The sequence below is a fragment of the Desulfovibrio sp. UIB00 genome (assembly GCF_022508225.1).
Taxonomy (GTDB): domain Bacteria; phylum Desulfobacterota; class Desulfovibrionia; order Desulfovibrionales; family Desulfovibrionaceae; genus Desulfovibrio.
This window is the reverse complement of sequence record NZ_JAETXJ010000010.1, coordinates 1-24,645: the sequence shown is the minus strand read 5'-3', so window position 1 is coordinate 24,645 and position 24,645 is coordinate 1. Positions and strand designations below refer to the sequence as shown.

The following is a 24,645-nucleotide window of genomic DNA, read 5'->3' as shown; positions in this document are numbered from 1 at the left end:
TAAAGAAAGTAGTATGCTAATAGTATAAAATCCCCCTCTCCTGGAGAATCAACCATGAGCCTTTTAAAAAATACGCAGCTGCAAACAAAGTTGATTGTGAGTTTTGTTTTGTCTTCGCTGATGACCCTGGGCGTAGGTGTTTTTGCCGTTTTTGAACTGGGTAAGGTCACTGATGCCGACACAGTTCTTTACGAGCGCGCCACAGTTCCTATGGCGGATCTGCTGAAGCTTTCCGTGGGTTTTCAGCGCATTCGCGTCAACATGGAAGGTATCGTTGGAGCAACGTCTGACGCAGAGGTCAGTAAACGCACCGCCCAGATTGAAGCACTGCGCAAAGAAATAGATAACAGCTCAAAAGCTGTGGAAAAGACTCTTATTTCTGCCAAGGCAAAACAGATTATTGAAGAGTACAAGGTACACCGTGCCGCCTTCAGAGGCATGACGGACAAGGTTCTCAAAATGAAGCAGGCTGGTGATTCCGCTGGAGCGGAAGCCTATCTTGATGGTGAAGGAAACAAGCTGGCCAATCAGTATCAAGATGCCATCAACCGCCTTGTGGAATCCAAGGAAGAGCAGGGCCATCTGTTGGCCCAGTCCAATGACAATCTTGCTGATTTTTCCAAGAAAATGATTTTTGCGGCCATTGCCATTGGTTTTATTTTGTCTGTGGGGCAGGGCATGTTGCTCACGCGTGAGGTTATGCGGCAGCTTGGCGAGGATCCTGGCTATCTTGCCGAAGTTGCGGGCAAGATTGCTGACGGTGATCTGGACGTGACCTTCCGTCAGCAAAAGAAGCCCGGCGGCGTCTATCATGTCTTGCAAAACATGGTGGGAACCATGAAGGACAAGATCGCCGAGGCTGAGCAGAAAAGCGCCGAAGCTTCGGAACAGGCCCAGCATGCGGAAATAGCCACACAAGAGGCTCAGGCTGCCAAGGTGCAGGCCGAGCGTGCCAAGGCTGAGGGGATGTTGCAGGCCGCGCACCAGCTTGAGAGCGTGGTTGAGGTGGTATCAACTGCCACAGAGCAGCTTTCTGCATTGATTACGCAATCTAGCCGTGGGGCAGAGGAACAGTCCCGGCGTGTTTCGGTTACATCGTCTGCCATGGATGAAATGAACGCCACAGTGGGCGAAGTTGCGGAAAATGCCGCCAAGGCATCTGATACCTCCGATACAGCGCGCACCAAGGCGCAGGAAGGGGCGCAGCTGGTTCGTAATGTGGTGAGCGACATCACTGAGGTGCAAAAGCAGTCGCTTGAAGTCAAGGCCGATATGGCCACGCTTGGCAAGCAGGCCGATGGCATTGGACAGATCATGAGCGTTATTTCCGATATCGCTGATCAGACCAACCTGCTGGCCCTGAATGCCGCCATTGAGGCGGCCCGCGCTGGCGATGCCGGGCGCGGCTTTGCCGTGGTGGCCGATGAGGTGCGCAAGTTGGCGGAAAAGACCATGACAGCCACGCAGGAAGTGGGCGGCGTTATCCGTGGCATTCAGGAAGGTACCCGCAAAGGCATTGACGGCGTGGACAAGTCTGTCGCCACCATTGAAAGCGCCACGCGCCGGGCTTCGCTTTCTGGCGAGGCGCTTACGCAGATTGTCAGCCTTGTGGAACAGGCAAGCGATCAGGTGCGTTCCATCGCCGCTGCCAGCGAGCAGCAGTCGGCATCCAGCGAGGAGATCAGCCGCTCCGTGGAGCAGGTAGCAACGATTTCGGCAGAAACCGCGCAAGCCATGGGAAGGGCCAATCAGGCCATGAGCGAGATGGCTCAGCAGGCCCAGGTGCTGCGGCGGCTTATTCAGGAAATGAAGGCTGGTTAACGGAACGCCGCATTCAGGTTTTAAGGGCAGAAAAAAGAAAGCAAAGAGCGTCTGTTGGCGATAGTGGCCGCAAGATGTCTGTTTGCTGAGTATCTGCCAGTTTGGCAGCTATGGGCAAGGGGGGGATCGGAAAGATCCTCCCCTTGCGGATTTTTACGATTTGTTTGCGCTTGCTGCTGCATGATATCTGGCTGGTTGCTGCGTGTGCCTGCCAGATATTTTTTAAGTATTGCAGCAACGTTGCGGCCTGATCACGTTCTTGCGCAAGTTGCCGCCGCCCGGTTTACGCGCATTGCACCTTGCTGGCGGTTGGGTTATGATTTTGCGCATCGAAAGTTTGCCTGGGGCGCAATCCTGCGCGAGGCGAGCTTTTGCGGCCATGTCTCGGAGGCTTCAACGTGCGGCGTTTTTATCAGGAAAGCTGGCAGGGCATACCCTTCACGTCCTTTTCACATATTTCATTCTTTCATCTGGCGGAACCAAAGTTTTATGCGGTTTTTTATGAAGAGCTGTTCCGCCGCTACAAGAACTGGGAAGATTTGCCATCTGTCTGGCGCGAAAACAAACGCACAGACGCAAAGTGGCTTATCGGTCAGTTGCGTGCAAAACTGGCGCAAGACCCCGCAGGGCGCACGGAACCCGTGCGCGTGCTGTCCATTGGCAGCGGCGTGGGCTATATGGAAAAAATTTTGCTGGAAGAAATGCCGGAGCTTGAACTGCACGTCAACGAACCCAGCACGGTTGGCATGAAGTGGCTGCGGGAATACATACCCAGCGACCGCATTTATATCGGGCTGCCGCCCATGTGCCTGCCCTCTGATGTGCAGTACGACATGATCTACCTGTCTACTGTCGACTACGGCATTCCTACGCGTGAGTTCCAGCATCTGCTGTGGGAACTGCGGGCACAGCTTGCCCCCGGCGGGGAACTGGTGCTGCTTTCTGCGTCATTGCTGGAAGAAGATTCGTTTATCGGCAGTTTTGTGAACGCTATCAAGATCGGCATCCGCGCGGCCTTGCACTATATGGGTATTCGTCGGCAGCAGTTCTGGGGCTGGCGACGCACGCAGGATGAATACCGTGATCTTTTCAAGGAGGCTGGTTTCACCCGGGTGAAGGACGGCTGGCTTGAAGACGGCTTTGAAACCTACTGGATTCGCGGTCAATAATGGTCATGCAGGCGTGAGCGCCTGCTGCTGACAAATGTAACCGGCCCAAAGGCATTATGCTTTTGGGCCGGTTGTTGTTTGCAGTGCGGGATTTTTTTGAGTGAAATGCCGGAGTAATCCGACATCTGTCGGATTTGTTGGATGGGGTGCTATGGCTGTGTTTCCCCAAAGGTCTGCAAGGATCCGTAGCGCGCCAGCACTGCGTTCAAGCTGCCATCAAGCAGCATGGTCTTTTCTGTCAGGCGTGCGCTGCTCTGGTAAAAATCGCTATGCCGCACACAGGCATCACTGGCGTCATGCCCGCCACCGGGGTGACTCATGATTTCCACCAGCGGGGCGCGCTCCTTCTGGCGCTGTATGGCCGCAAGGGAAGCCTCGGCCCGCGCTGCGGTAAGGTTGCCGCCGCTAACAAGCCCGCACAAAAAGTTGTTATGGGCAATGCCAGCCTGATCCAGCAGGGCAGCAAATCCGCTCGACCAGTGCGCGAGCAGGGTGCGCCGCGCGCATCCCACAAGCAGATGGGCCAATGGCAGCGGGGGCAGGTGAGCGGGTTCCTTGGGCAGGCGCACATAGGCAGGAGGGTGTTCCCGCATGAGGTCTCGCATGATCCCGCGCAGGGCGGGGATGGTGTGCACGTGCAGATGCCCGTCCAGATGCAGCCCTCCCCTTTGCCGCAATGGTGAAAAGCCGCTGGAAAAGGCATCTATCTGGGCTTCAAATTCATTACGAATGGCTGAAAGCAGGGCCTTTTTGCTGGGGCCAGTGCCAGTGGCAAGGTTACAGAGCATCTGCCCCAACCCGAACCGAAAGATGCCATCTGCATCAACCAGCGGGCGCACTTGTGAAACGGGTGCCGTGCAGCGCCCTTCAAGAATATTGAGGTGCAGGCACACACGAACATGGGGCATGGCGGCCAGTTGTTGCAGGCTTTCTGTCGCGTGCGAGCCGCCCATAATGACGGAAACGGAGTTGAGCGGCCCCTGTGCAAGGCAGGCAAAAATATCCTGGCTGATCTGCCGGGTCAGGCCGCAGTCATCCGCATGGACGATAAAACGCATGAAAGACTGTTTTTCGGCATCGCTTTGCTGGCGCATGAATCAGGCGTCCGTCTTGTCGCCTTCCAGCGTCTCGGCCAGAAGATAGCGGGGTCTGCCCTTAAGCTCGACAAAGGCGTGGTGCAGGTAGGCCGACAGAATGCACAGGCCTGTGAGAATGGCGCTGCCGGTCAGCAGCATCAGCAGAATGACCGTGGTAAAGCCCGATTCCGCTTGCCCTGTGGCATAGCTCCACAGCGCCTCGCAGCCTACAATAAACGAAAAACCATAGAACAGCAGGGTAATAATGCCAATGATCAGCAAGGGCTTACCGCTGAAAGACGTCATGGAATCAACGGCCAGGGTGACTCTGCGGGTCAAGCTCCATTTGCTGGTGCCGCCGCAACGGGCGCAGGGCGTAAACAGAATTTCTTTGTGCTGAAATCCCATCCACGATGTCAGCCCCCGGTAAAAGAGCTTGCGTTCGCCAAGATTTTTCCAGGCCTCAACCACCTTGCGGTCAAGTAGCTTGAAGTCGCCCGAGCCTTTAAGGTCATATGAGGTCAGCATCTGAAAAATGCGGTAAAATGAGACGGCGCAGATTCTGCTCAAAAATGATTCTACCTGGCGCTCCTGCTTGCGCACATCAACCACATCTACAGTGCCGGTGCGCCATAAGGCCACCATCTCTGGTATAAGTGCGGCTGGGTGCTGCATGTCGCTGTCCATGGTGATGACGGCATCTCCGCGCGCGGCCTCCAGGCCAGCGGAAAGGGCGGCATCCTTGCCGAAGTTGCGGCTCAGGCGCAGGCAGCGCAGGTTGGCATATTGCCCGGTCAGGGTGCGCATTGAGGCCCACGTGTCGTCTGTGGAGCCATCGTCAACCAGCACGATTTCGTAGCAGAGGCCGGTTTCAGCCTTCAATGGGGCAAGTACCCCCGCGAGTGAAGCCACAAATTTGTGCAGATGGCCGCCCTCGCAGTACACGGGGGCAACAATCGAGAGAGTGGTTTGGCGCATGCAAAGCCTCACTGCGTGACGTGTTCAGCCGCAATGCCGCGTTTGGCGATAAACCAGCGGTCATTGCTCCAGAGAACTGTTCCCTGTTGCTCGATGTTCTGCCGTTCGGACATGGTGCCGCATAAAATCCACTGAGCGCCAGAGGCAAGCCATGCTGCGGTCAATCCCTGTTTATCCCGAATGGCGGTCAGGTCAAGCCAGCGGGCCGCCCCTTGCGCGTCCTGGCTGTACAGATAGGAAGATCCGTCTTTAAAAGCGTAGGCCAAGGGCCGATACAGGCGATAGCGCACGGCCATGGCATCGGGTTCCGCAAAAATGGGGGCGTCTTGCGGAATGATCCGTTGCACGGCTTGCAGGGCTTCCGCGTAAGCGGCCCCCCGGCTCAAACGATTCTGTACTCGCGCTGGCTGCGGTAACTCCAGCACATGCCTGAAAGCGAAGCGTACTCCATAGGCCCAGCGGCCCTGATCGCAAACAAGAACGACAATTACAGCGGAAAGGGCAACAAGGCCCGCCCACTTGGGCGCGCGTTGCCAAAAACAGGCAAAGCCGCACACAATCATGAGCCAGCATAAAAAGATGACAAAGCGGATTCCACGCGGAAGCTCCGCTCCCATGGGCATTCTGCCGAGGGTCTGAGCGATGTGAGTTTCCGCTACCGAAATGAGCAGGGCTATGCACAAGCCCAAAAACAGGGTGGGTACAATGGATGCCAGACGCTTCATGGGTGGCGTGCCATAGCGGCGCACAACAAAGAATCCGGCAATGCCGCCAAGGATGAGCAAAAAACTGTCACTCTTGTAATGCAGGTGCCCAATCAGTCTGCGCCAGAGTCCGCCTTCGTCTTCAAGAAAGCGGCGGTCAAAAACCTGCTGGAGCACTGCCAGATCCTGCGCCGAAAATGGCGTAGCGGATTTGATGGAGCTTGTCAGATAGAGCAATGTTGGAAGGCACCATGCAACAAGGCTCAACAGAAGCCATGCCCCGTGCCGCAACAGGCTGTCGCCCTTGGCCCTGTGAAAGAAAAAGACGGTAAACAGCATGCAGCTGGCCACCAGAGAACTGATGCTGTGCAGGTACATGCCGCAGCCCGAAACAAACATAATAAGAGGGCGCAGCTGCGGTTTGTCGAGAGCGGAAAGTGTTGCTGCCAGCAGTACCGGGAACAGAGCGGCATAAAAAACACGCGGCGTTATGTCGCCCGAGCCAAAGCCCCAATACGTACCAAAACTGACCCATACGGTCACGCCTGTCAGCAGGGCAAACAGGGCGGCAACCAGCGGCGTGTCGAAAAGGCGGCGTCCTAGATAATAACAGGCAATGTAGTGGAAAAACACACCCACAGCACCAGCCCGCAGCATCCCCTGCACAATGTCGTCATCGGGCTGAAGAAGGCTCGCCAAAGTTGATTCAAGACTGATGATGGAATTTGCAGTGGTTGGAAGCGCTAATAGCGGGTCAAGTGAAAACAGTTCACGGCGCAGTTCGCCCGCCATATTTTGCACATAGCAGCAAAGGTCGCTGCTGATTTTAAGCCCGTCGCACGAAAGCAGGCTCACTCCCCATAGTCCAAATAGGGTATAGCCAGCAATGGCAATGATAAAAATCATATCCCATAATGCGTAATTTTTGGAATATCTGAAGGACATTTGCTGAAAGCCTGGGTGGATTAGTTAGTAAGGCCGTTTTGTTAAGGAACAGTAAAGCTGTAAATAGTGGTTATGCAGTGTCGTTACGTATAGGCCAGTCCTATTCCGTGCTTTTTTATGCGAGTGTGGCTCGCACCTTTGAAGAATGCTAGATGTCAGTTTAATACAGTGAAATACCGAAGGCAGGCTATTGCAAAATAACATATTTATCAACCTTGTAAAAAATAAGGATTTTGTTTTGGTGGAGATTTAATACTAAATTTTCTATCAATAATATAGTTTTTATAATTAGAAGAGGCGAAAAAAAGCGGCGGGTGGTTCGCCATGGGCGATTATAAATGGGGGAGGCAGCAACAGGCGCTGGTTGGCGCGTGCCTGTTGAGTGCTTGATGATAAGTCCAAGGACTCTGGTGCGGCAGGAGAGTGACGCGTAGTGGTGGGCGCGATGCGCCAGGGGGGCGACCTTAAAGCGCGGGGGCTGTTGATTGGCCCTGACAAAATTAAAAAAGGCCGGGAGTTGCCCCGGCCTTCAATCACAGGTTGATTACAGCGTGCGGTGTCACATGCTGTGCTCAAAAGCGGTCGGCGGCTGCCAGCATTCGACGCCACCAGTTCATCCAACCACCCCAAACAGAGCCGAGGATTGAATCCTCTTTGCGGCATCCGACGGTCCCCAGCATAACGGCATATTCCATACTTCGCCTCCTTGGTTCTGGTGGTTGCGAACAAAAAAACTTCGCAGGTAAAATCTAGCACTCTCATAAGTGGCTTGCAATAGTTCGGGGAGCTTCGGCGTTCGGAATATTCAGGTTGGAACTTTTGTTTGTTAATACTGCAATATATTTTATGTGGTTATATTGTCTGGTAAAAATAAAAAATTATCGCGGCAAGATTCTGGCCCCGGAAAACCCCAAAGGCACCACCACAGGGAATGTGGCAATCTGTCATTTGTTGTGGCAGCAAGCAGCAGATTCCTCACAAGAAACAGCCAAAAGGTGGTGGTCGAGAAAATTTGATGCATCACCATTTTGAGTGCGCTTGTTTTTTAATGTTCTTCGCATTATTCAGAGTTAAATGTGATTGCGTTTTAGTTAACGGATTGGAGATGGCATGGCACGTCCGGATCTTAATTTGCTTTTGGCTTTGGATGCATTGCTGGAAGAAGGCAGCGTCAATGGCGCTGCCAGGCGCATGAATTTGAGCCCCCCGGCGATGAGCCGCACCTTGAGCCGGATTCGGGATGCACTGGGCGACCCCGTATTTATCCAGGTCGGGAGAAAGCTCATGCCGACGCCTAAAGCACTCGCGCTGCGCGAGCAGGTGCACATGGCGGTCGAGCAGGCTTCGCTGGTTTTTTCATCCGATGCCGAGATCGACCTGAAATCACTGGAGAGGCGCTTTAATGTGCGTGCCACCGATGAGTTTGTGAGCATGTATCTGGGGCATCTGTTGGGTATTATGGCAACGGATATGCCCCGCGCCATGTTGCGCTTTTCGCCGGAAGAAGATGACGTGGACGAGGAGGCGCTGCGCAGTGGTCGCATTGATCTCTTCATCAGTGGCTCACGCAAGCTGGGGCCGGAGATTCGCGTGCAGTCGCTGTTTACTACGACGTACGTTGGCGTTGCCCGAACAAATCATCCGGTTTTTGACGACGAAATTACCCCCGAGTGCCTTACCCGCTGGGAGCATGTCAACGTTTCGCGGCGCGGAAAGTCCGTTGGCCCCATAGACGCAGCACTGGAAGAACATGGGTTACGCCGCCATGTTGCTCTGGTCGTGCCGAACCCGTACACGGCATTGTTCGCGCTGCAGGATTCTGACCTACTGCTGATTTTGCCCAAAAATCTGGCCAGCAGCGCGCTTGCCGCAGGCCTGCGCATCCGTCTGTTCGAACTGCCGGTTCCATTGGAAACCGTGCTGCTGATGCAGGCATGGCACCCTCGCCTGGAGAACGATCCTGCGCATCGGTGGCTGCGGCGTACAATCCATGCTCTCTGCAACGGCAATGCCGCGCAGACGGCCAGGCAAGCAAAATAGTGAGAGGAGGAGCAACCTTCAATGCGTGCGTTTAACGCAATCATAAAAATGCAATAAATTCACTTTTCGGAATGGTAGGGCATATCTACAGTGGCGCTTATTACGTCATTGCAGAAGGGTTCTATCATGTCTTACGCGAATGTGTCTTCGGCACCTTCAGGCTTTTTTACCTCCTATCTTTCCCAGCTCCGGGGATGGTTTTTCCGCTGGCTGCCATATTTTGACCTGACCACGCCACGCGCAACCTACGTAGTGCGTTCGATTCTTGCCGCAGGCATGGCGCTTGTAGTTGCCTATTGGCTGGATCTGCGCGCGCCGTATTCAGCTGCATCCAGTGTGCTTCTTGTCATCAACCCGGTGCAGGGTGCTGTAATAGGAAAAGGCGTGTGGCGGATACTTGGCACGCTGGCCGGAATGCTGGCGTCCTTTATTCTGATGAGTTTATTTGGCCAGAGTCCCTGGCTGTTCCTGTTCGGCTTTGGCCTGTGGATGGGCGTTTGTGTGGTGGGGATGACGCTTCTGCGCCATTTTCGGGCGTATGGCGCAACCCTTGCGGGCTATACCGTGGGGATGGCGGCCTATGGAGCCATGGAACATCCGGAACTTACGTTTTCTCAGGTAATGGGGCGTGGGGCTTCCGTGTCGATCGGCGTGGTGTGCCTGGTGTGCGTGTCCGCACTCTTCAGCAACCGCAGTGTGCAAAGTCGTCTGGAAGCACAGCTGCATCGGTTGGCATCGGCGACCGCAGGTGTCCTCTCAAAGAGTCACCATGCGACACACAGTGGTGAAGGCCCGGAAAGCAAGCCTCTGGATGCGGACAGGCGCAATCTCATTATTGAAGCGTATAGCGTGGATGACCTGCTGGCGCTGGGCAAAGCCGAATCCCCCGACCTTGCCCAACGTGCCGGTACAGTTCGGCAGACAATGGTTTCCCTGTTTTCCGCATTGGTAGGCGGCATGCCCCCCATGCGCGAAGGCAGCGCAAGCCTGAGCGCCCTGAAAGCGCTCAAGCCTGCCTGGGATCTGGCATGGCAGCAAGCCAGTCAGGCACTGGCGCAAGAACAAGGCTCCATCGGGCTGGATCGTGCCGTTCAGATACTAGCAGATATGCGTGCTCGATTAACGGACACGCTTTCCACGACATCACTTGATGAAGCGACGGAGCATGCCGCACTGATGATCGCTGGAGACCGGCTGCTCGAACAGCTCGATGACTATATTGAAGCCCTTAAGGGCATTGAACGTTTACATGCTCCGCTGCCAACAGCGGCGCAAGTCTCCGTGCCGTTCTACCGGGACAGGATGGCAGCGATGCAGAACGGGCTGCGCGCCATGCTGACGGTGCTGCTGGGCGGCGCTTTCTGGCTAGCGACTGGCTGGACGTACGGAAACCTGATGCTGGCAGGCTTGGCATCGGGCTGCGCGCTGCTGTCAACGGCTCCCAATCCGGCTCTCGGCGCCGTTGAATTTATCAAGGGCACTGTGGCTGCCGTCGTAATGGCATTCTTCTGCACCTTTATAGTGCTTCCCTATGTTGAAGGGCTGCCGCTGTTGCTCCTGGTGCTGGGGCTCTTTTGGCTGCCGGGCGTGTACGCAACCTCCATGCCCCGCCATATGGCGGCCGGGGCCACCTATCTCGTGGCTTTCACCACGCTGGCCGCGCCAGACAACCCCATGAACTACGATTTTACGTTATTTCTCAACAGTTCCGTGGCCTGGATACTGGCGGTATTTTTTACGCTGGTGGGGTTCAAGGTGCTGTTGCCGCGCAATTTGTCGCGCGACGTCGAGCGTTTGCACCTTGCTATCCGCGATAATGCGCTTGGCGCCTTCAGAGGCAAACGGACGGATGCGAAAATCTGGCAATGGAGCCAGCAGCACCGCACGGCTCAGCTCGGTGCGCTGCTTAGAGCGCAACCGGAGGTGATGGAGCGAGAGATTGCCAATGCGCTGGACAGTATTCATCTGGGGCGGGAGGTTTTGCGCCTGCGCAACTGGCTGCGCCATGCGCCCAAAGATTCTGAATTGCGCCGCCAGCTCGCAACCGCTTTTCGCTACATGAACCGCCGGGTCGGAGAACCAAAAATGGCGGCCCGGCATGCCCGCCGCGCTGCAAGATCCTTGTCGCAATTGTCAAAGACCGGGAGCTCCGCCACAGCCGAAGCGCAACGATTGACGGTCGTGCTGCTTGATATTGCAGCGCTGCTTGAAAATCGCGCAGATTACTTTTCACAACATTCTGGAGGTCGTTCCGATGCTGAGTGAGTTCTCGGTGGCTGGCATCTACCTGCCGCCATTCTTTGTCTATGCGTGCGCCGCGCTGCCAATATACCTGGGTCTTCGCTCCCTGCTTACACGCTACGGCGCGCTGAGGTGGGTCTGGCATCCCGGTTTATTCGGGTTTGCTCTTTCCCTCTGCATAGTTTCGATGCTGATTCTCTTTGTTTAACCGCTAATTCCCAGAAAAGGTGTTGGTTTTCCATGTCTAACAGTTTGTTTCCGGCAAAACAGATATTCAGGGCAGGGCTCACAGCAACTGTCGTCATTCTTGCGTGGGTTCTGGTAAGCGCCCTCTGGCGTGCCTATGTCTTGGCCCCCTGGACACGCGATGGCCGCGTCAGTGCGCAAATCGTCCGCATAGCCCCGGAGGTGTCAGGTACGGTACTGGATGTCTCGGTGGCGGATGACCAGTTTGTGAAACAGGGGGAGGTGCTCTACCGCATAGACCCTGCCCATTTTGCTCTGGCTTTGGCTCAGGCCGAAGCCCAGCTGGCTGCGGCGGACGTGTCGCTGCGCCAGAAAATGGAAGACGCGAGGCGCCGCCGTGGTATGGAAGATATTGTGCCTGCAGAAGAAATCCAGCGTGCGAATCAGACAATGGCCATTGCCCAGGCCGAGCTGCGCAGTGCGCAGGTTGCTGTAGACAGGGCAAGGCTGGATATGGAGCACACCGTGCTGCGGGCTCCTGTGGATGGATATGTAACGCGCCTGCGGCTGAACAAGGGCGACTATGCGGTGACTGGTCAGCCAAATATCGCGCTGGTGGACGCAAACAGCTTCCGGATCATCGGCTATTTTGAAGAAACCAAATTGCACGGCATTGAGCCCGGCGCCTCTGCGCAGATCCGCCTGATGGGCTTTGATGAAGTGATTCCTGGCAGGGTGGTGAGTATCGGGCGGGGAATAGCCGATGCCAACCAACAGGCTGATGCGCAGGGTTTGCCAAGCGTTGCGCCAAGCTTCAGCTGGGTTCGCCTTGCGCAGCGCATTCCGGTTCGCGTCGAGTTTGGACAACTCCCTCAGAATCTTGTTTTGGCCGCAGGCATGACTGGCAGCATTGAGGTGGCTGCGCCGGGGGGCGACAGGCCACCCCAGGGCCGCCTCGCAACGCTTTTGCAACGTTGGCTGTAGGAGTGCGCATGTACACAGCACGGAATCATGCGCGACTGCGTATTTGCAGCGCATTTCTGATCGCCCCGTTGTTGCTGGGTTTGTCTGGTTGCCTGTCCGTAGGCCCGGACTATACCAAACCCACATTGAACCTGCCTGTAAACTGGGTTGAGGCCAACAGTGCTTTGCCCGGCAACTCTCAGGATGGGCTGCGCATGTGGTGGCGGTCATTCAACGATCCGCTGCTCGACAGGTTGGTCGATCAGGCTCTGGAACGGAATCAGGACATTGGTATCGCTCTGGCCCGGTTACGTCAGGCGCGCGCGGAGCGGGTTCAGACTGCGTCAGCCTTTGGGCCGACGGTTTCCGGCGGCGGGGCTGGAGAGGCGCGGCGCACCAGCGAGGCCCTCACCGGGCAGGTCGGCGGCGAGTCGCGGACATGGCTTGCTGGCTTTGATGCCAGTTGGGAGCTGGACATCTTTGGTGGAACGCGCAGGGCGGTTGAAGCGGCAGATGCGGGCATCGAAGCGGTTGCCGAGGATCATCGCGCATTGCAGGTGAGCCTGGTTGCGGAACTTGTGTCCAACTACGCGGGCCTTCGTGCAACGCAGCTACGCCTGGCTATCGCCCATGACAACATCCGTACGCTGCTTGAGAGTGAGCGACTGGCTGAGCAGGCCCAACGAAGGGGCATGGGCACCCTGGCCGATGTGATGCAGGCGCGGGCAGAACGTAAAACAGCCGAGGCGCAGCCGCCGTTGATGGAGGCAGATATTGCCCGGTTCAGTCATGCCATTGGCGTACTGGCTGGCGGTTTTCCAGGTGATTGGCGCACCGCGCTGGCCGAGCCGTCTTCAACCTTGCCTGTGCCCGCTCGCCTGCCGCTTTCATTGCCGTCGGAGGTGATGCGCCAACGCCCTGACATAAGGGCTGATGAACGGCGTCTTGCCGCAGCAACCGCACAGATCGGCGTTGCTGAGGCCGAGCGTTTCCCCAGGTTTACTATCCCGTTAGGCATCAGCAGTACCGTCAGCCTCATCCACGACCTCTTTTCCAGTGCCAGCACGGCATGGTCGGTAGGGGGGCAGGTCAGCCAGTCCATCTACGATGGAGGGCGGGCACGCGCAGGCGTGAAGGCGGCGCAAGCCAACGCCGATGCGGCAAGGCTGGTGTATGAGCGAGACGTGAGGCTTGCGCTGCGGGATGTGGAAGATGCCTTGACAGCACTGAACAGTGAACGTCTGCGGCAGGCCTCACTAAGAGAGGCAGTTATTGACAGCCAGAAAGCCCTGGAACAATCGTCCCTGCTCTATGGCAGGGGGTTAAGCGCCTACATGCCGGTGCTTGTGGCGCAACGTACCGTTAATACTGCACGGGATGCCCTGGCCCTCAGCCAGTGGGAAGAACTGCGCGGCGTCATTGCCCTCTATAAATCATTGGGGGCAGGGTGGTCAGATGATACATCGGCAGCAGGAGCTGATCAAAAAGATGCGTTCAAAAAGTCAGCAGCCCGGTAGCTGACCAACATCAGGTCAACAAAAAAGCCCTTGCAGCTATAAACTGTAAGGGCTTTATCTGTAAGCTTTTATGGAGCGGGAAACGGGATTTGAACCCGCAACCTTCAGCTTGGGAATCTAATGAACTAAGATTTAAGCATCTTCCATTAACTTTCATTGATATGCCATAAAACCTTGACAGTAAGCCATTTTAAAGGGCATTTTATCTACACAAACTTTCACCATTATATGCCCATTTTCATGCTTCATTGGTGGCACAATGGTGGCACAAGTCGAAGGTGGTCAGCATGGCAAGCGAATGGCAAAAGTTGGATGAAGGTATTAGGGCCAGGGTACACCCTACCCGCAAGCATGGCGTGAAGTCTGATCTCTATTTTGTTCTCCGCTTCACCGTGGACGGGAAAAAGAAGCAAGAGGCCTTGGGCTGGGCTTCTGAGGGATGGACGCTTGCAAAGGCGCGGGCAGAGCTTGCCAAGCTGAAAGAAGCAGCCAGGACGGGCAATGGCCCTGCCACCTTGCAGGAAAAGAGAGCACAAGCAAAAGCCGCGCGAGATGCAGAGAAGTCAAAGCCGACGATTTACGTTTTATGGGAAACGTACAACGAGGCACACAAAGGGCGGGCTAGCTCCTACACAGATAAATCAAATATCGCTCCAATATTGGCCCGCTTTGCCAAAGCAACACCTGATGATATTCGCACCGCGCATGTGGACTCTATGCGTAGAGATTTGGAGGGGCAAGGCAAGTCTGCCCAGACAGTCAAGCACGTCATGGGGCTTCTGCGCCGTATTATTCGTTATGGCGCGCAACGCGGGCTTTGCACTGTGCCGGATATTTCCAAACTTCATTTTGATATGCCCAAGGTCAATAACGTAAAAACAGAATGCCTGACCCCAGAGCAGGCAAAAGCCCTTTTTGATGCCTTGGATGCTGACCCAGAACAAAACCTCGCCTCACTGGTGCGCTTGGCTTTGGCAACAGGTATGCGCAGAGGCGCATTGCTGGCCTTACAATGGGATGATCTGGATTTTCGCACCGGGCATATTACCCTGCGGGGCGAAGTCGCAAAGTCTGGCAACACATCACAGATTCCCATGACCGCCGCAGCCCGTGTGATTCTGGAAGGGATAGAGCGCACGTCTAGCCCATACGTGTTCCCAGGCAAAAAGGGTGGCAAGCGGGTTGAAGTCCGTAATTTTACCGACAGGATACGTAAGGTCGCTGGCCTTCCAGCTGATTTTCGCCCCCTACATGGCCTGCGCCACACTTATGCCTCATGGCTTGCCAGTAGCGGCAAGGTGGACTTGTTCACCCTGCAAAAGCTCATGACGCACGGCAGCCCACAAATGACACAGAGATATGCGCACTTGGCAGACGAAGCCATGAAACGGGCGGCATCTGTCATTGACGAATGCCTTGATCTTGCGGCCAATGCGGAACCAGCCCGGCCTGCTGGTGCAAAGGTGACAAGGTTTAAGAACGACTGAGAAAAGCAAATATTTTCCCCGGCTAGGTTCGGAGTAATTAACCGAGCCGAAAAGCGGAACCTTGGCCGCCTGCCGGGGGAATATTCAAGGAATACCCTTCAAGGGGGGAATGATGCCTACAGATGAAGAAATTAAAAAGCTAAGAAAACAAGCTGAAAAAGCACGACTTGCAGCGGGGATAGTGCCTAGAAATGCAGGACAATGGAATTTATTCGCGTTTGACCAAAACGAAAACTTAGAAATAGAACGCACTGAACAGCCAAATCACTCATTACAAGATGCCCCTAGTAGATGGGCATACTGGTTTGACAAGCCACTATGGCCGTTCGATAGCTGTATATTGCTTTTATATTATGGTAGTGACCTGCCGGAAAATGCGGATATTGATGATATAAAAATTGATATGCTTAATGCGCGGTGTGAGCTTGGAAAAATTGCAGACTTATTATGGACCGACATAAAGCACAATATGTTTCCTTTTACCCCTGAAAAAACAGAGAAATATTGCAAAGTCATTAACGGTTCTGTTTCGATAAATATTATTCCAACAGACTTGATTTCGTGGGCTATCACAAAATCTTCGATCAAAGTTCCCCAAGCAATGCTTGATTGGTATGACACCAAGCAGGAGGCTGAGAGAACAAGCCAATCCCAAGCAAGCTTGCCACTATCATGCATTTTTGCTCTTTATGAAACATCTGAGACAATGCCAAGCAGCAACATACAAGGCGGCACCAATACTGCCGCCTCCACGATTCTTACACCTGATTGGATGGTAAAACAGCTTCAAAACGAGGGGATTCCAGCAAAAGAAATTGCAAGGCGTCTCGACGAGGTTTTCACAAGTCCTAAAATTTCCAATGCTGAGCTTGGAAGACTACTCCCGGCCAATCCGGGAACTGTTGTGAGCCACGAGACAGCCCGATCACAAGGGAAACGCCTCAGAGGAAAAAAATAAGCCCATTTGCCCCACCTGTCCCGCCATTTGCCCCTCCTTGCCCCAGTTGCTGCCCCAGCCCTGGGGCATTGTATTTTGTATCCATAAACTTCAATTGCCCTACAGGGCGAAGGATGAAGAAACATGGATGCAAAGCAAATTCCACAAGCAATTCAGGAATTGCCGGAACTCTTTCAGCGCATGTACGAGGCCGCACCGGCTGAGATTGTACCGCTCGAATGGGTTGCCCGCCAAGCTGGCTACAAAAACGTAGGCAGCATTCACAACAAAATTAGTGAAGGACACGGCCCTAGTAGTTTTATTTCAGGCAAAAGACGCGTTTGTGACCGTAAAGAGGCTGTGTTGTGGATTCATAGCCAGACCCGGCCCACGTTTCGGGGGAGGGCTGCTTAGCATGGCAGCCGTTGAACAAGAAAGGCCCTGGGCGTTGCAGCGTCCAGAGCCTGAAAAATTGTGCAGCGTGGGAGCAGCACCAAGCAATGTTAGCCTGCCCCATGCTCGGCCTGTTCGTCAAGAATATTCCATCGCCACACCTTCAAACAACCGTTGCATAGATGGTTGTTTCTACTGCCGAGAAGTAATTACCCCGCAGGCCAGGGTGCGCAGAATATGCCAGTTTTGCGGACATAAGGTAAAAAAAGGTGATTACGCATGTGATTTCTTCCCTGGTCAACCGTGGGAGGTTTCGCATGACAACGCTTGATCAATCAGCAATTGCCAAGGCTCAAGCGGACTTTCTAGCTGCAACCCCGGCAAAGGAAGAACCGCAGGAACAGCCGGAACCCGCCGTTGACCCTTATCCGCTGGTTAGCGTGGGGGAGGTGCTTAAGTGCCCCCCGCTGCGCTGGCGCGTGAAGGGGTTAATTCCTGCGCGTGGTATCGGGCAAATATATGGGGCAAGTACAGCGGGAAAATCGTTTCTTAGCCTTGATCTTGCCGTACATGTAGCCCGTGGTCGTGCTTGGTATGAACATAAGGTCAACGCCTCATTCGTGGCCCTTTTTAGCCTTGAGGGCCAAGAAGGTATGCGCAACCGTATTGCCGCATATATCGACTATTTCGGCGAAGAATTGCCCCCGAACATAAGCATAGGAACCGCTCCCACCACGTTTTACAAGCCTGAAGATCTTGAAGCTATCGCGGCCAGCCTTCCCGATGGTTGTCTTTGCATTGTGGATACCCAAGCTTGCGCCAGCGTGGGACTCGATGAAAACCGGACTGACGATATGACCTTGCTTATCGAAGGCTGCAAACAGCTTGCCGCCCGCAAGGATTGTTTTGTTCTGCTTGTCCATCATGCGGGTAAAGACCTGACCCGTGGGGCGCGAGGCTCGTCAACGCAGTTACCAAGCTGGGACTGCTGTATTGAGGCCACCAGGAACGGCCAGCGCAGAGAATGGAAAGCCGTAAAAGTCAAAGATGGCGGCGGTGAAGGCGAAAAGCACCCATTCCGCTTGGCCGTGGTTGACCTTGGGCCAGATGAAGACGGCGACAGGATCACAAGCTGCGTGGCGTTGCCCGATGGGGAAGCCGTGCAGGACGAAAAGCCCTTGGCGGACAATCAGCGTTACACCCTGGATAGCCTTTGTGCTGCCCTTGAAGCGGCGGGGGCTGACTCTGTCCATTTGGAAGATTGGCGACCGATTTTTTATGCCGGACATACGGCGGACAAGCCGGACACGAAGTGCCGAGCCTTTGACCGTGGCAGGAAAGAATTGGTCAGTCGTGGGCTAATTTTTGTAACTAACGATTATTACAGCACAAAGGAATTAGCCGGACACGGACAATTGCCGGACATTGGCCGGACATGTCTTGCTGCCCAAAGCACCAAACAGACGGACGGACACGGACAGGGGTCTTTAGACCCTGTCCATCTGTCCGGCTTAGGTGATGGGGGGCTGTCCCATGAATAGTATTCTGACTTTTCTTACTTCTGCCATGAAGCCCAAGGGGCCGCACGAATTCGCCGGGGCATGCCCTCAGTGCGGCGGTGAAGATCGCTTTATTGTTTGGCCCGACAGGCCGCGCGGTGGAGCTTACCTTTGCCGTGGGTGCGGCTCTCAGGGTGACGGCATCCAGTTCATGCGCGAGTTTATGGGCATGAGCTACCCGGAAGCATGCGCAGCTTTGGGCCTTGAGCAGAAGCACACCACCACCAGCTTGCTTTCTGCCCGGCGCACACATGTCCGGCCCCGTCCGGCGCACCCGTTACAAATGGCCCATGTGCCGCCCAAGCCTGAGCCAGGCGTCTTGCCCTGCCGTGAATGGATGAGCAGCGCCGCCGCGTTTCTGGCTGAGTGCCAGCGTGGGCTTGAAACTATCCCCGAAGCTTTACTTGCCATCTGCGGGCGATTCCTGACCCCACACACCGCGCAAGATTGCGGCATCGGCTGGAACCCTGCTGATCGCTATATCCTGCGCGAATCGTGGGACTTGCCCGTTGTTGAGCTGGCTGGCGGTGGCAAGCGTGACAAACTTCTCTTGCCCCGTGGCCTTGTCATTGCCACACGCCGGAAGGCCGGAACCGTAGCCCTAACCGTGCGCTGTGCTGATGATCGCCCCGAAAGCCGCCCCAAATATTGGCAAGTGCAGGGAAGCAGCAACGTGCCGTTTGTCGCTGGTCGTGCCGAGCTTCCGCTGCTTCTGGTCGAATCCGCGCTTGATGCCGCCCTAGTCTGGCAAGAATCATTCGGGAAACTGGCCGCAGTGGCCCTTATGGGCAACATGAAGGGGCTGGACTCCGACACCCACGCTTTTATTCAGGCCGCGCCCTTGCTGCTGGCTTGCCCCGACAATGACGAAGGCGGGCAAGTCGCCTGGCAGAGATGGAGTGCAGCCTATCCGCAAGCAATCCTGACCCCTGCCGTGGGCGCAAAAGACTTGGGCGACATGCACCGGGCCGCGCTGACATGGCCCATTAATCCCGACATTCCCAGCGTCATGGAGTGGGTACCCGATGTTCTGGCCTTCGCTTCTCGCAACTCAACCACCTACGCGCTTGCCGCATAAGGATACAGCCATGAAAAAACTTACCGCACTTGAAGCTATTCGCAAGTTCTGCCTGCAATGTCAGGGCGGCGTTTCCGCAAACGTGACTGAATGCCAGCACACCGCCTGCCCCTTTTACGCCTACCGCCTGGGCGTGGCTCTGCCCGCAGGGAAGCACCGCCCCTTGAAAACTATCCGCGCATACTGCGTTGAAGAATGCCAAGCCGGGAACCAAGGGCAGGTTGACGACTGCCAAGGCGACACCGCCGCCGCTGGCCCTTGCCCTGCCTTCCTGTTTCGCATGGGCAAAAGCCCGAATGTCACGGCAGGAACGAGAGAAAAACGCCGGGCTGCCAATTTCAGGCAAACCGCAGCGGGGAAAAATGTACTTGGCTCAATTTCCACTCGGCACAGTAAGCCGTTTCAGGCCGCAGAATCGTCAAAAAGCACCCGGCCCGAAGTCGTGTAGGGGATGGCAAAAAATGAACGCTCATTCTTATCAAAATCGGGTTTTCTTGGGGGTGACGGCATGCGCATAGTTCAAGACAGCCGAGAACAAGCCCCCTATGCCTTCAATGCCCCCAAGTATGCAGGGGTTAGCGTGGAAGTCGGCACTCTGCAAACTGGTGACTATTCCTTGCACGGCCTGACTGATCGCATTGCCCTTGAACGAAAGAGCCTTTCAGACCTGTGCGGAACACTCACGGCAGGACGGGAACGGTTTAAGCGCGAATGCGAGAGGGGCCGAGGGCTGGAATACTTCGGGCTAGTGATCGAGTCCTCAATGGACGATGTGCGCCGCCATAACTACCGCAGCGCCATGACCCCGCAAAGCCTGCTGCAAAACCTGGCCGCGTGGTCGATTCGGTACGGCCTGCATGTTCACTGGTGCGGGAGCCGTGAAGGTGGTGAGTACATGGTTCACAGCCTGCTAGAGAAGTTTTTGAAGGAACAGCAAACACGCCTAGCCGCGCTGGTTCGGGCGCATGGTGAAGGCACTGAGGGAGGTGAAGCCGCATGAATCAGCTTGAACGTGATGCCCTGGCAACGATTGAAAAAGCCCTGGCAGAGCATGACAGCCCTGCAATGTTCTGGAGCGGGGGCAAAGACAGCATAGTTGCCCTTCACCTGCTGAGGCAAGTTCATTCTTCCCCTGCCGTGATCTTCCTGGGGCATATCTACGGCAGCTCGTCTTGGCGCTGGAAATGGGCTTTGCAGGAGCTTACAGAACAAAACTTATGCGCTTTCTTCATGCCGCCAACATGTTTTCAGCTTTGCCAGAACGGTGATGACTTCCTCTTGCTCGGCGCTTATGCCTTCAATGGGCAGCTTCTTTCAACAAGCGCATTCTTGCACTCAAAAGATAAGCGGGGTGATTCTGGCCCATTCACTTGCGCACGGCATGAAATCTTGTCGGCACCATTGGCCCCTCAAGGACTAAAAGGCGCGTGGAATATGTTCGTTACGGGTCAAAGGTCAAGTGACATTCTGAAATGCGCGTTTACGAGCGATATGAACCAAGGGGAGCCGTGGCAGGGTGAAAGCATTACTCCTGCTGGTGGCGGGGTGCGGGTTACTCCTCTCCTGCACTGGCAACGCTCGGACGTGTGGGACTACATACGGCGGCATGGGCTGAGGTATCAGCGTGAACGCTACGAGGGCGGTTCGGAGGCAATGGACTTTGACAGCGGGCAAGCCTGTTGGGACTGCCTCGACACCCGGCACACAGGACAAACGGTTATTTGTCCCAAGACCGGGCAGGAAATGACGGCAAGCATCCCTGACGGAGTGTATCAAGCCTCACTGGAAAGCCTGACCGCTTGAACGTCTAGCGCCCTGTGCAACGGCTATTTTTAGGTGTCGTTTTGGGTGTCGCTTTCTGATCGTGGCCTAAACCTCGCGCGTGCGCGCGTATTGCGTCGCATCTACAGCCAACTTGCGGCAAGCCTCGCGCGCGTGCGCGTGCGCGTACTGCACGGCATCGGTAAAACGCTAGCTATTCCGAGCTTCATCCGAGCTTCGTTCTTGCTTCGCTCTTGGTTCATCCATTGTTCAACCTTTGTTCGCTTCGCCTTCGGTTTGAGCAGTGCGTCTCACAGGGCTAATGACCAAGCTTCCATGCATTCATTTTAACGGCCAAGTCTCCTTGGCCTTTTTTTATTTTGTCAAAAATGACATTCCTCCAACTTCCATACTGACACCAATATATTTTACATCTTCTGGCTTATATTCTGGAATTGAAATGCGTAATTTTTCTTCTACTCCTGGGACAAGCGTGGCAACTCGTTCTGTAATGGTGCGTTTATCCTTTTCAAATTTCTTATATCGTTCAATAAAATTATCACTATCTAATGCATTAATCATTTCTGTTGAATATTCTATTGTGAATTTTAAATTTGTTATTCTAACAGAATAAAAATTAACGAGGCCTAATACTATTTCTGTCCCAGACGCATATTTTTTTACATCCTTACAAGAAATGGAAATAAGTCCACCACTTGCCGCTAACATAAGAAATTTTTTGTCCGCTGGAGAGAATTCGGCCTTTTCTGGAAAAAAGTAAGAAAGTGAAGTAACTTTTTTTCCATAAAAATTACTTATAAATTCAAACGTCGTTTTTTGGAGATTTTGGGATTTGCTAACCTCCTCAAGCATAGCTGATTGTTGTTGTTGAGCGGTTTTTATCTCGGCAATTTCTTTTTTTAGGGCTTCAATTTTATTTTCCTGATCCATATTGCTCATTGCTGCGACTGGGCTATGCAACCCCAATAAAATATACATGAGCGCAAATATGGCACAAATAGAACGCATCATACCCTCCACCCCCGCAAGTAATTTATTCCCTGTCACCGCAGTAGGCACTAATGAGAAATGCCTCGAAAATTGTGTGTTTAGCTCAGAGCATAATGGCAAAAATATCAAGTAGTCTTTGCCATGGCAAATAGAAAGCTATCTCAATCTAACGGATAAATGTTTCACGGAGAATTGCGTAATATGTTGCGCCAAAATCGTAGCACAATGATTTTTTGTGTGCAGCGTCATTTTGTGAAACGCCCATAGCCATTGAATATTTGTTTTTTGGCCATGTCTCATAAGGGGTGATATGTAAACTTTGATAGATTTAATTAGACGATGATAGATTTTAATAGTTGACAATGAACGATAGGTCAACTAGATTTTTCCAAAAGGAGGAAGAGAGTGACCCCATTAACTGAAAGCGAAAAGGCGCAGCGCCCCCTTGATCTTCTGGAGGCGGCGGAGTTCCTAAAGGTCGGACGCTCCACCATGTTGAAACTCCTCACAAGCGGAGAGGTCAAAGCAAAGAAGGTGGGCCGTCAATGGCGCGTTACAATCGCCGCGCTTAACGAGTACTTGGAAAAGGCAGACAACTAAAGCAGCCCGGCAAGGAAGCGGCAACTTCCCCACCGAGCCTAACCACGAACCCCAGGAGGTTCACAGCTATGGAATCCTTATCCGCTTCCGAAACTATCAGCAAGCACGCCCTCTCCAAAGAATCTGACCCTGATTTGCAAACCCTGCTCTGGGAAGCTCACGAACTTTCGACCTTCCTTGCCGAAGTAGTGAACATGGAAGACCGCTTGGATACCTCCCTGACGTTCTCCGACTGCGGGCGCTTGGGCCTGAAACGAATCCTCGCGCACTTGTCGCACCTGACCATTGATGCAATCGGACAGACTCCAGTGCGTCAAAATGGACGCAAGGGGGCCGACCATGACTAGCAGCCGTCACCCCAATGACCCGGTGATCTCTCAACTCAAAATACTACGGGACGAATTTAACCGCTTTCAGGTTCGGACGCTGAAAGAAATTCAGGCGTATCACCACGAGCTTGGTCGACTTACCGAGGGGCTTTACCCTGCCGTGCTGAAACAGATTGCCGGGGGCGATACCGAGGGGCTTTCATCCAGCGCGATATTTGATCACTGGAACGCCCCGGGCTATGACGCATACACGGAAACAAACAGAGCAATGCAAAACATGGCGCTGGCAATTGGGATTGCAATCAACTACCGAGGGGCACTATGCAGAGGGCTTGGCGTGCCAGCTGCCCCTATCGCCGGGAGCGTGCTCGAAGCTCCTGCCGTGCCTACTCTTGCCTTGCAGGAAGGGGGAAACCATGAATAGCACCCCCCTGACCATACGCGACCACGGTAACGCTATCATGTTGTCTGAATCCATTGAACTCATGGCGCGAGGATTACGGGAAACTTACCTCGACCACGGCTTAAAGTCTGGCGACGAAACCGCCGAGCAGTCATTGCTTGCCGGGCTGAACCTCATTGCCCACGCCGCGCACATCTTGGGCGATTATGTGGAGCTGTGCCAGAATGAGCTTGAGCGGGCCTTGGCGGCACAGAAGCCCGGCAAAGGGGCAAACCATGAGTGAAGATATTCGCCTCACCGTTGATATTAGCCTCGATTCTGCTTCCCTGCTGGCAAGCGATATTGTCGCCTTGGCAGACGAAGCACGCCGTCTCATGAGGGCAGACACCAACGAAGGCCGACTTGCTGACGGGGCCTTTGGTCTGATCGCCAATGCGGCAAAGTTGCTTGATGATCTGCTATCGGAGCTGGCGAGAAAGGCGGCCTAAAATCAAAGCCAGACCGCCTTAAATGAAAATCCCGACTCAGTACATGGGCCGGGATTTTTTTTGTTTTGATGACATGAAATAATGCAACTTCTAGATATCGTCCGGAAGTGATTTCTTCTTAAGAAGTTTATTGAGTTGTTCCCAAATGGCATTATCAAGAGTCTCAAAAATTTCCATAGTTGATTTTGGAGTGTCTGCCTTGATGATATTAAAGATATATCTCATTGCGTCCTGATATTCTTGGCCATCTACTGGGAACCCGCGGTTATCCATAACATTCGTTTTTTTGTCTTTATAAATAACCGATAAAAAACATCCGTCATGACTTATGCCTATATAACTAGCTGTGGTGTCGCAAAAATAGCCATAAAAGCGAAGTTTGATCAACGATTTTAAATCATAACATAATTTTGTAAACTTATATACTTCTATCACCCTTGCATATTCGCCATTTGCAATAGCTTTATTTATTGTTTCTAAGCCATTTAATTTGATGTTTTTGCTCGCAGCAATTATTTCACGGTCGAATCCAGCAAATTGCCATGCAATACCTTCTGCACAGAACCGATTAAACTTTTCGAGAACTTCTATTTCTTCTTGGGAATAGTCGCACATGAGATACCTATTTTGTGTAAAAGATTCTGCCCATTAACAAGGACTACTGGGGCGCTTCTGGTCTGATCCCCGATGTCTTCACCGTACCAGATTCACGATCTTTCACGAAGTAAAATTTTATTATGTGGCACACAAGTGGCACAAAATCAGGGCAACAAAAAAGGCTCTTACAGACGTGTTCTGTAAGAGCCTAATATTGCAAGCTTTTATGGAGCGGGAAACGGGATTTGAACCCGCAACCTTCAGCTTGGGAAGCTGACACTCTACCGTTGAGTTATTCCCGCAAAAGTGGAGCGGGAGACGGGATTTGAACCCGCGACTTCAACCTTGGCAAGGTTGCACTC

26 protein-coding genes and 1 tRNA gene are annotated in these 24,645 nt (G+C 53.9%); 20 read left to right on the top strand and 7 right to left on the bottom strand.

Annotated features, from left to right (window positions below; genetic code table 11):
• Window positions 1-54 precede the first annotated feature (54 nt).
• Together JMF94_RS13515 and JMF94_RS13510 are read left to right on the top strand one after the other, a co-directional pair.
• Window positions 55-1,821: a methyl-accepting chemotaxis protein gene (locus JMF94_RS13515; RefSeq protein ID WP_240825729.1), complete on the top strand. Its 1,767-nt coding sequence runs from the start codon at window positions 55-57 to the stop codon at window positions 1,819-1,821.
• Between the two features lie 398 nt (window positions 1,822-2,219).
• On the top strand, window positions 2,220-2,990 hold the full coding sequence (locus JMF94_RS13510) for a methyltransferase domain-containing protein (protein ID WP_022659436.1): 771 nt from the start codon (window positions 2,220-2,222) through the stop codon (window positions 2,988-2,990).
• Between the two features lie 149 nt (window positions 2,991-3,139).
• Here JMF94_RS13510 and JMF94_RS13505 read toward each other — a convergent pair whose 3' ends face one another.
• The 4 genes from JMF94_RS13505 to JMF94_RS15105 form a co-directional block, all read right to left on the bottom strand.
• A complete protein-coding gene (locus JMF94_RS13505) occupies window positions 3,140-4,048 on the bottom strand; it encodes a ChbG/HpnK family deacetylase (RefSeq protein ID WP_240825727.1) in 909 nt (302 codons plus the stop codon).
• Between the two features lie 39 nt (window positions 4,049-4,087).
• Window positions 4,088-5,044 (bottom strand): glycosyltransferase family 2 protein, encoded by a 957-nt coding sequence (locus JMF94_RS13500; protein ID WP_240825725.1) that lies wholly within the window; start codon window positions 5,042-5,044, stop codon window positions 4,088-4,090.
• A gap of 8 nt (window positions 5,045-5,052) precedes the next feature.
• Window positions 5,053-6,654: a translation initiation factor 2 gene (locus JMF94_RS13495; protein ID WP_240825724.1), complete on the bottom strand. Its 1,602-nt coding sequence runs from the start codon at window positions 6,652-6,654 to the stop codon at window positions 5,053-5,055.
• A 611-nt stretch (window positions 6,655-7,265) separates the two neighbouring features.
• Window positions 7,266-7,388: a hypothetical protein gene (locus JMF94_RS15105; RefSeq protein WP_022659440.1), complete on the bottom strand. Its 123-nt coding sequence runs from the start codon at window positions 7,386-7,388 to the stop codon at window positions 7,266-7,268.
• 415 nt (window positions 7,389-7,803) lie between these two features.
• Here JMF94_RS15105 and JMF94_RS13490 point away from each other — a divergent pair, with 415 nt between their 5' ends.
• The 13 genes from JMF94_RS13490 (at window position 7,804) to JMF94_RS13430 (ending at window position 20,897) form a co-directional block, all read left to right on the top strand.
• The gene (locus JMF94_RS13490; RefSeq protein ID WP_240825723.1) at window positions 7,804-8,733 is read left to right on the top strand and encodes a LysR family transcriptional regulator; all 930 of its coding nucleotides are present in this window, start codon (window positions 7,804-7,806) and stop codon (window positions 8,731-8,733) included.
• Between the two features lie 126 nt (window positions 8,734-8,859).
• A complete protein-coding gene (locus JMF94_RS13485) occupies window positions 8,860-10,998 on the top strand; it encodes an FUSC family protein (RefSeq protein WP_240825722.1) in 2,139 nt (712 codons plus the stop codon).
• A gap of 216 nt (window positions 10,999-11,214) precedes the next feature.
• Complete coding sequence (locus JMF94_RS13480) at window positions 11,215-12,144, top strand: efflux RND transporter periplasmic adaptor subunit (protein WP_240825721.1); 930 nt, start codon at window positions 11,215-11,217, stop codon at window positions 12,142-12,144.
• A gap of 8 nt (window positions 12,145-12,152) precedes the next feature.
• Window positions 12,153-13,640, top strand: a complete 1,488-nt coding sequence (locus tag JMF94_RS13475; RefSeq protein WP_240825720.1) for an efflux transporter outer membrane subunit — start codon at window positions 12,153-12,155, stop codon at window positions 13,638-13,640.
• A gap of 287 nt (window positions 13,641-13,927) precedes the next feature.
• Entirely contained in the window at window positions 13,928-15,127 is a 1,200-nt protein-coding gene (locus JMF94_RS13470) for a tyrosine-type recombinase/integrase (protein WP_240825719.1), read from the top strand.
• 112 nt (window positions 15,128-15,239) lie between these two features.
• Window positions 15,240-16,085 (top strand): hypothetical protein, encoded by an 846-nt coding sequence (locus JMF94_RS13465; RefSeq protein ID WP_240825718.1) that lies wholly within the window; start codon window positions 15,240-15,242, stop codon window positions 16,083-16,085.
• Between the two features lie 123 nt (window positions 16,086-16,208).
• A complete protein-coding gene (locus JMF94_RS13460; protein WP_240825717.1) occupies window positions 16,209-16,478 on the top strand; it encodes a hypothetical protein in 270 nt (89 codons plus the stop codon).
• A 1-nt stretch (window position 16,479) separates the two neighbouring features.
• Entirely contained in the window at window positions 16,480-16,788 is a 309-nt protein-coding gene (locus JMF94_RS13455; RefSeq protein WP_240825715.1) for a hypothetical protein, read from the top strand.
• Entirely contained in the window at window positions 16,775-17,998 is a 1,224-nt protein-coding gene (locus tag JMF94_RS13450) for an AAA family ATPase (RefSeq protein ID WP_240825713.1), read from the top strand. The genes JMF94_RS13455 and JMF94_RS13450 overlap by 14 nt, the downstream gene beginning before the upstream one ends.
• Window positions 17,991-19,094: a primase-helicase zinc-binding domain-containing protein gene (locus tag JMF94_RS13445; protein ID WP_240825712.1), complete on the top strand. Its 1,104-nt coding sequence runs from the start codon at window positions 17,991-17,993 to the stop codon at window positions 19,092-19,094. Before JMF94_RS13450 ends, JMF94_RS13445 begins: the two co-directional genes overlap by 8 nt.
• Before the next feature lie 10 nt (window positions 19,095-19,104).
• Window positions 19,105-19,542, top strand: a complete 438-nt coding sequence (locus JMF94_RS13440; RefSeq protein WP_240825711.1) for a hypothetical protein — start codon at window positions 19,105-19,107, stop codon at window positions 19,540-19,542.
• A gap of 60 nt (window positions 19,543-19,602) precedes the next feature.
• A complete protein-coding gene (locus tag JMF94_RS13435) occupies window positions 19,603-20,094 on the top strand; it encodes an ERCC4 domain-containing protein (RefSeq protein WP_240825710.1) in 492 nt (163 codons plus the stop codon).
• Window positions 20,091-20,897 carry a phosphoadenosine phosphosulfate reductase family protein gene (locus tag JMF94_RS13430; RefSeq protein ID WP_240825709.1) on the top strand — a complete coding sequence of 269 codons (807 nt, stop codon included), beginning with the start codon at window positions 20,091-20,093 and terminating at the stop codon, window positions 20,895-20,897. Before JMF94_RS13435 ends, JMF94_RS13430 begins: the two co-directional genes overlap by 4 nt.
• 333 nt (window positions 20,898-21,230) lie before the next feature.
• Here the strand turns inward: JMF94_RS13430 and JMF94_RS13425 are convergent, their stop codons facing one another.
• Window positions 21,231-21,887, bottom strand: a complete 657-nt coding sequence (locus tag JMF94_RS13425; protein WP_240825708.1) for a hypothetical protein — start codon at window positions 21,885-21,887, stop codon at window positions 21,231-21,233.
• Window positions 21,888-22,271: 384 nt separating this feature from the next.
• On the opposite strand from JMF94_RS13425, the gene JMF94_RS13420 reads away from it, so the two are divergent.
• From JMF94_RS13420 to JMF94_RS13400, 5 genes are all read left to right on the top strand, one after another.
• Window positions 22,272-22,466, top strand: a complete 195-nt coding sequence (locus JMF94_RS13420; protein ID WP_240825707.1) for a helix-turn-helix domain-containing protein — start codon at window positions 22,272-22,274, stop codon at window positions 22,464-22,466.
• Between the two features lie 68 nt (window positions 22,467-22,534).
• The gene (locus JMF94_RS13415) at window positions 22,535-22,813 is read left to right on the top strand and encodes a hypothetical protein (RefSeq protein WP_240825706.1); all 279 of its coding nucleotides are present in this window, start codon (window positions 22,535-22,537) and stop codon (window positions 22,811-22,813) included.
• The gene (locus tag JMF94_RS13410; RefSeq protein ID WP_240825704.1) at window positions 22,806-23,219 is read left to right on the top strand and encodes a hypothetical protein; all 414 of its coding nucleotides are present in this window, start codon (window positions 22,806-22,808) and stop codon (window positions 23,217-23,219) included. Before JMF94_RS13415 ends, JMF94_RS13410 begins: the two co-directional genes overlap by 8 nt.
• Complete coding sequence (locus JMF94_RS13405) at window positions 23,212-23,481, top strand: hypothetical protein (RefSeq protein WP_240825702.1); 270 nt, start codon at window positions 23,212-23,214, stop codon at window positions 23,479-23,481. The genes JMF94_RS13410 and JMF94_RS13405 overlap by 8 nt, the downstream gene beginning before the upstream one ends.
• On the top strand, window positions 23,474-23,686 hold the full coding sequence (locus JMF94_RS13400; RefSeq protein ID WP_240825701.1) for a hypothetical protein: 213 nt from the start codon (window positions 23,474-23,476) through the stop codon (window positions 23,684-23,686). The genes JMF94_RS13405 and JMF94_RS13400 overlap by 8 nt, the downstream gene beginning before the upstream one ends.
• Window positions 23,687-23,776: 90 nt before the next feature.
• On the opposite strand, the gene JMF94_RS13395 is transcribed toward JMF94_RS13400, so the two are convergent.
• Both JMF94_RS13395 and JMF94_RS13390 read right to left on the bottom strand, forming a co-directional pair.
• Window positions 23,777-24,301, bottom strand: a complete 525-nt coding sequence (locus tag JMF94_RS13395) for a hypothetical protein (RefSeq protein ID WP_240825700.1) — start codon at window positions 24,299-24,301, stop codon at window positions 23,777-23,779.
• A gap of 209 nt (window positions 24,302-24,510) precedes the next feature.
• A tRNA-Gly gene (locus JMF94_RS13390) sits at window positions 24,511-24,585 on the bottom strand.
• Window positions 24,586-24,645: the final 60 nt, after the last annotated feature.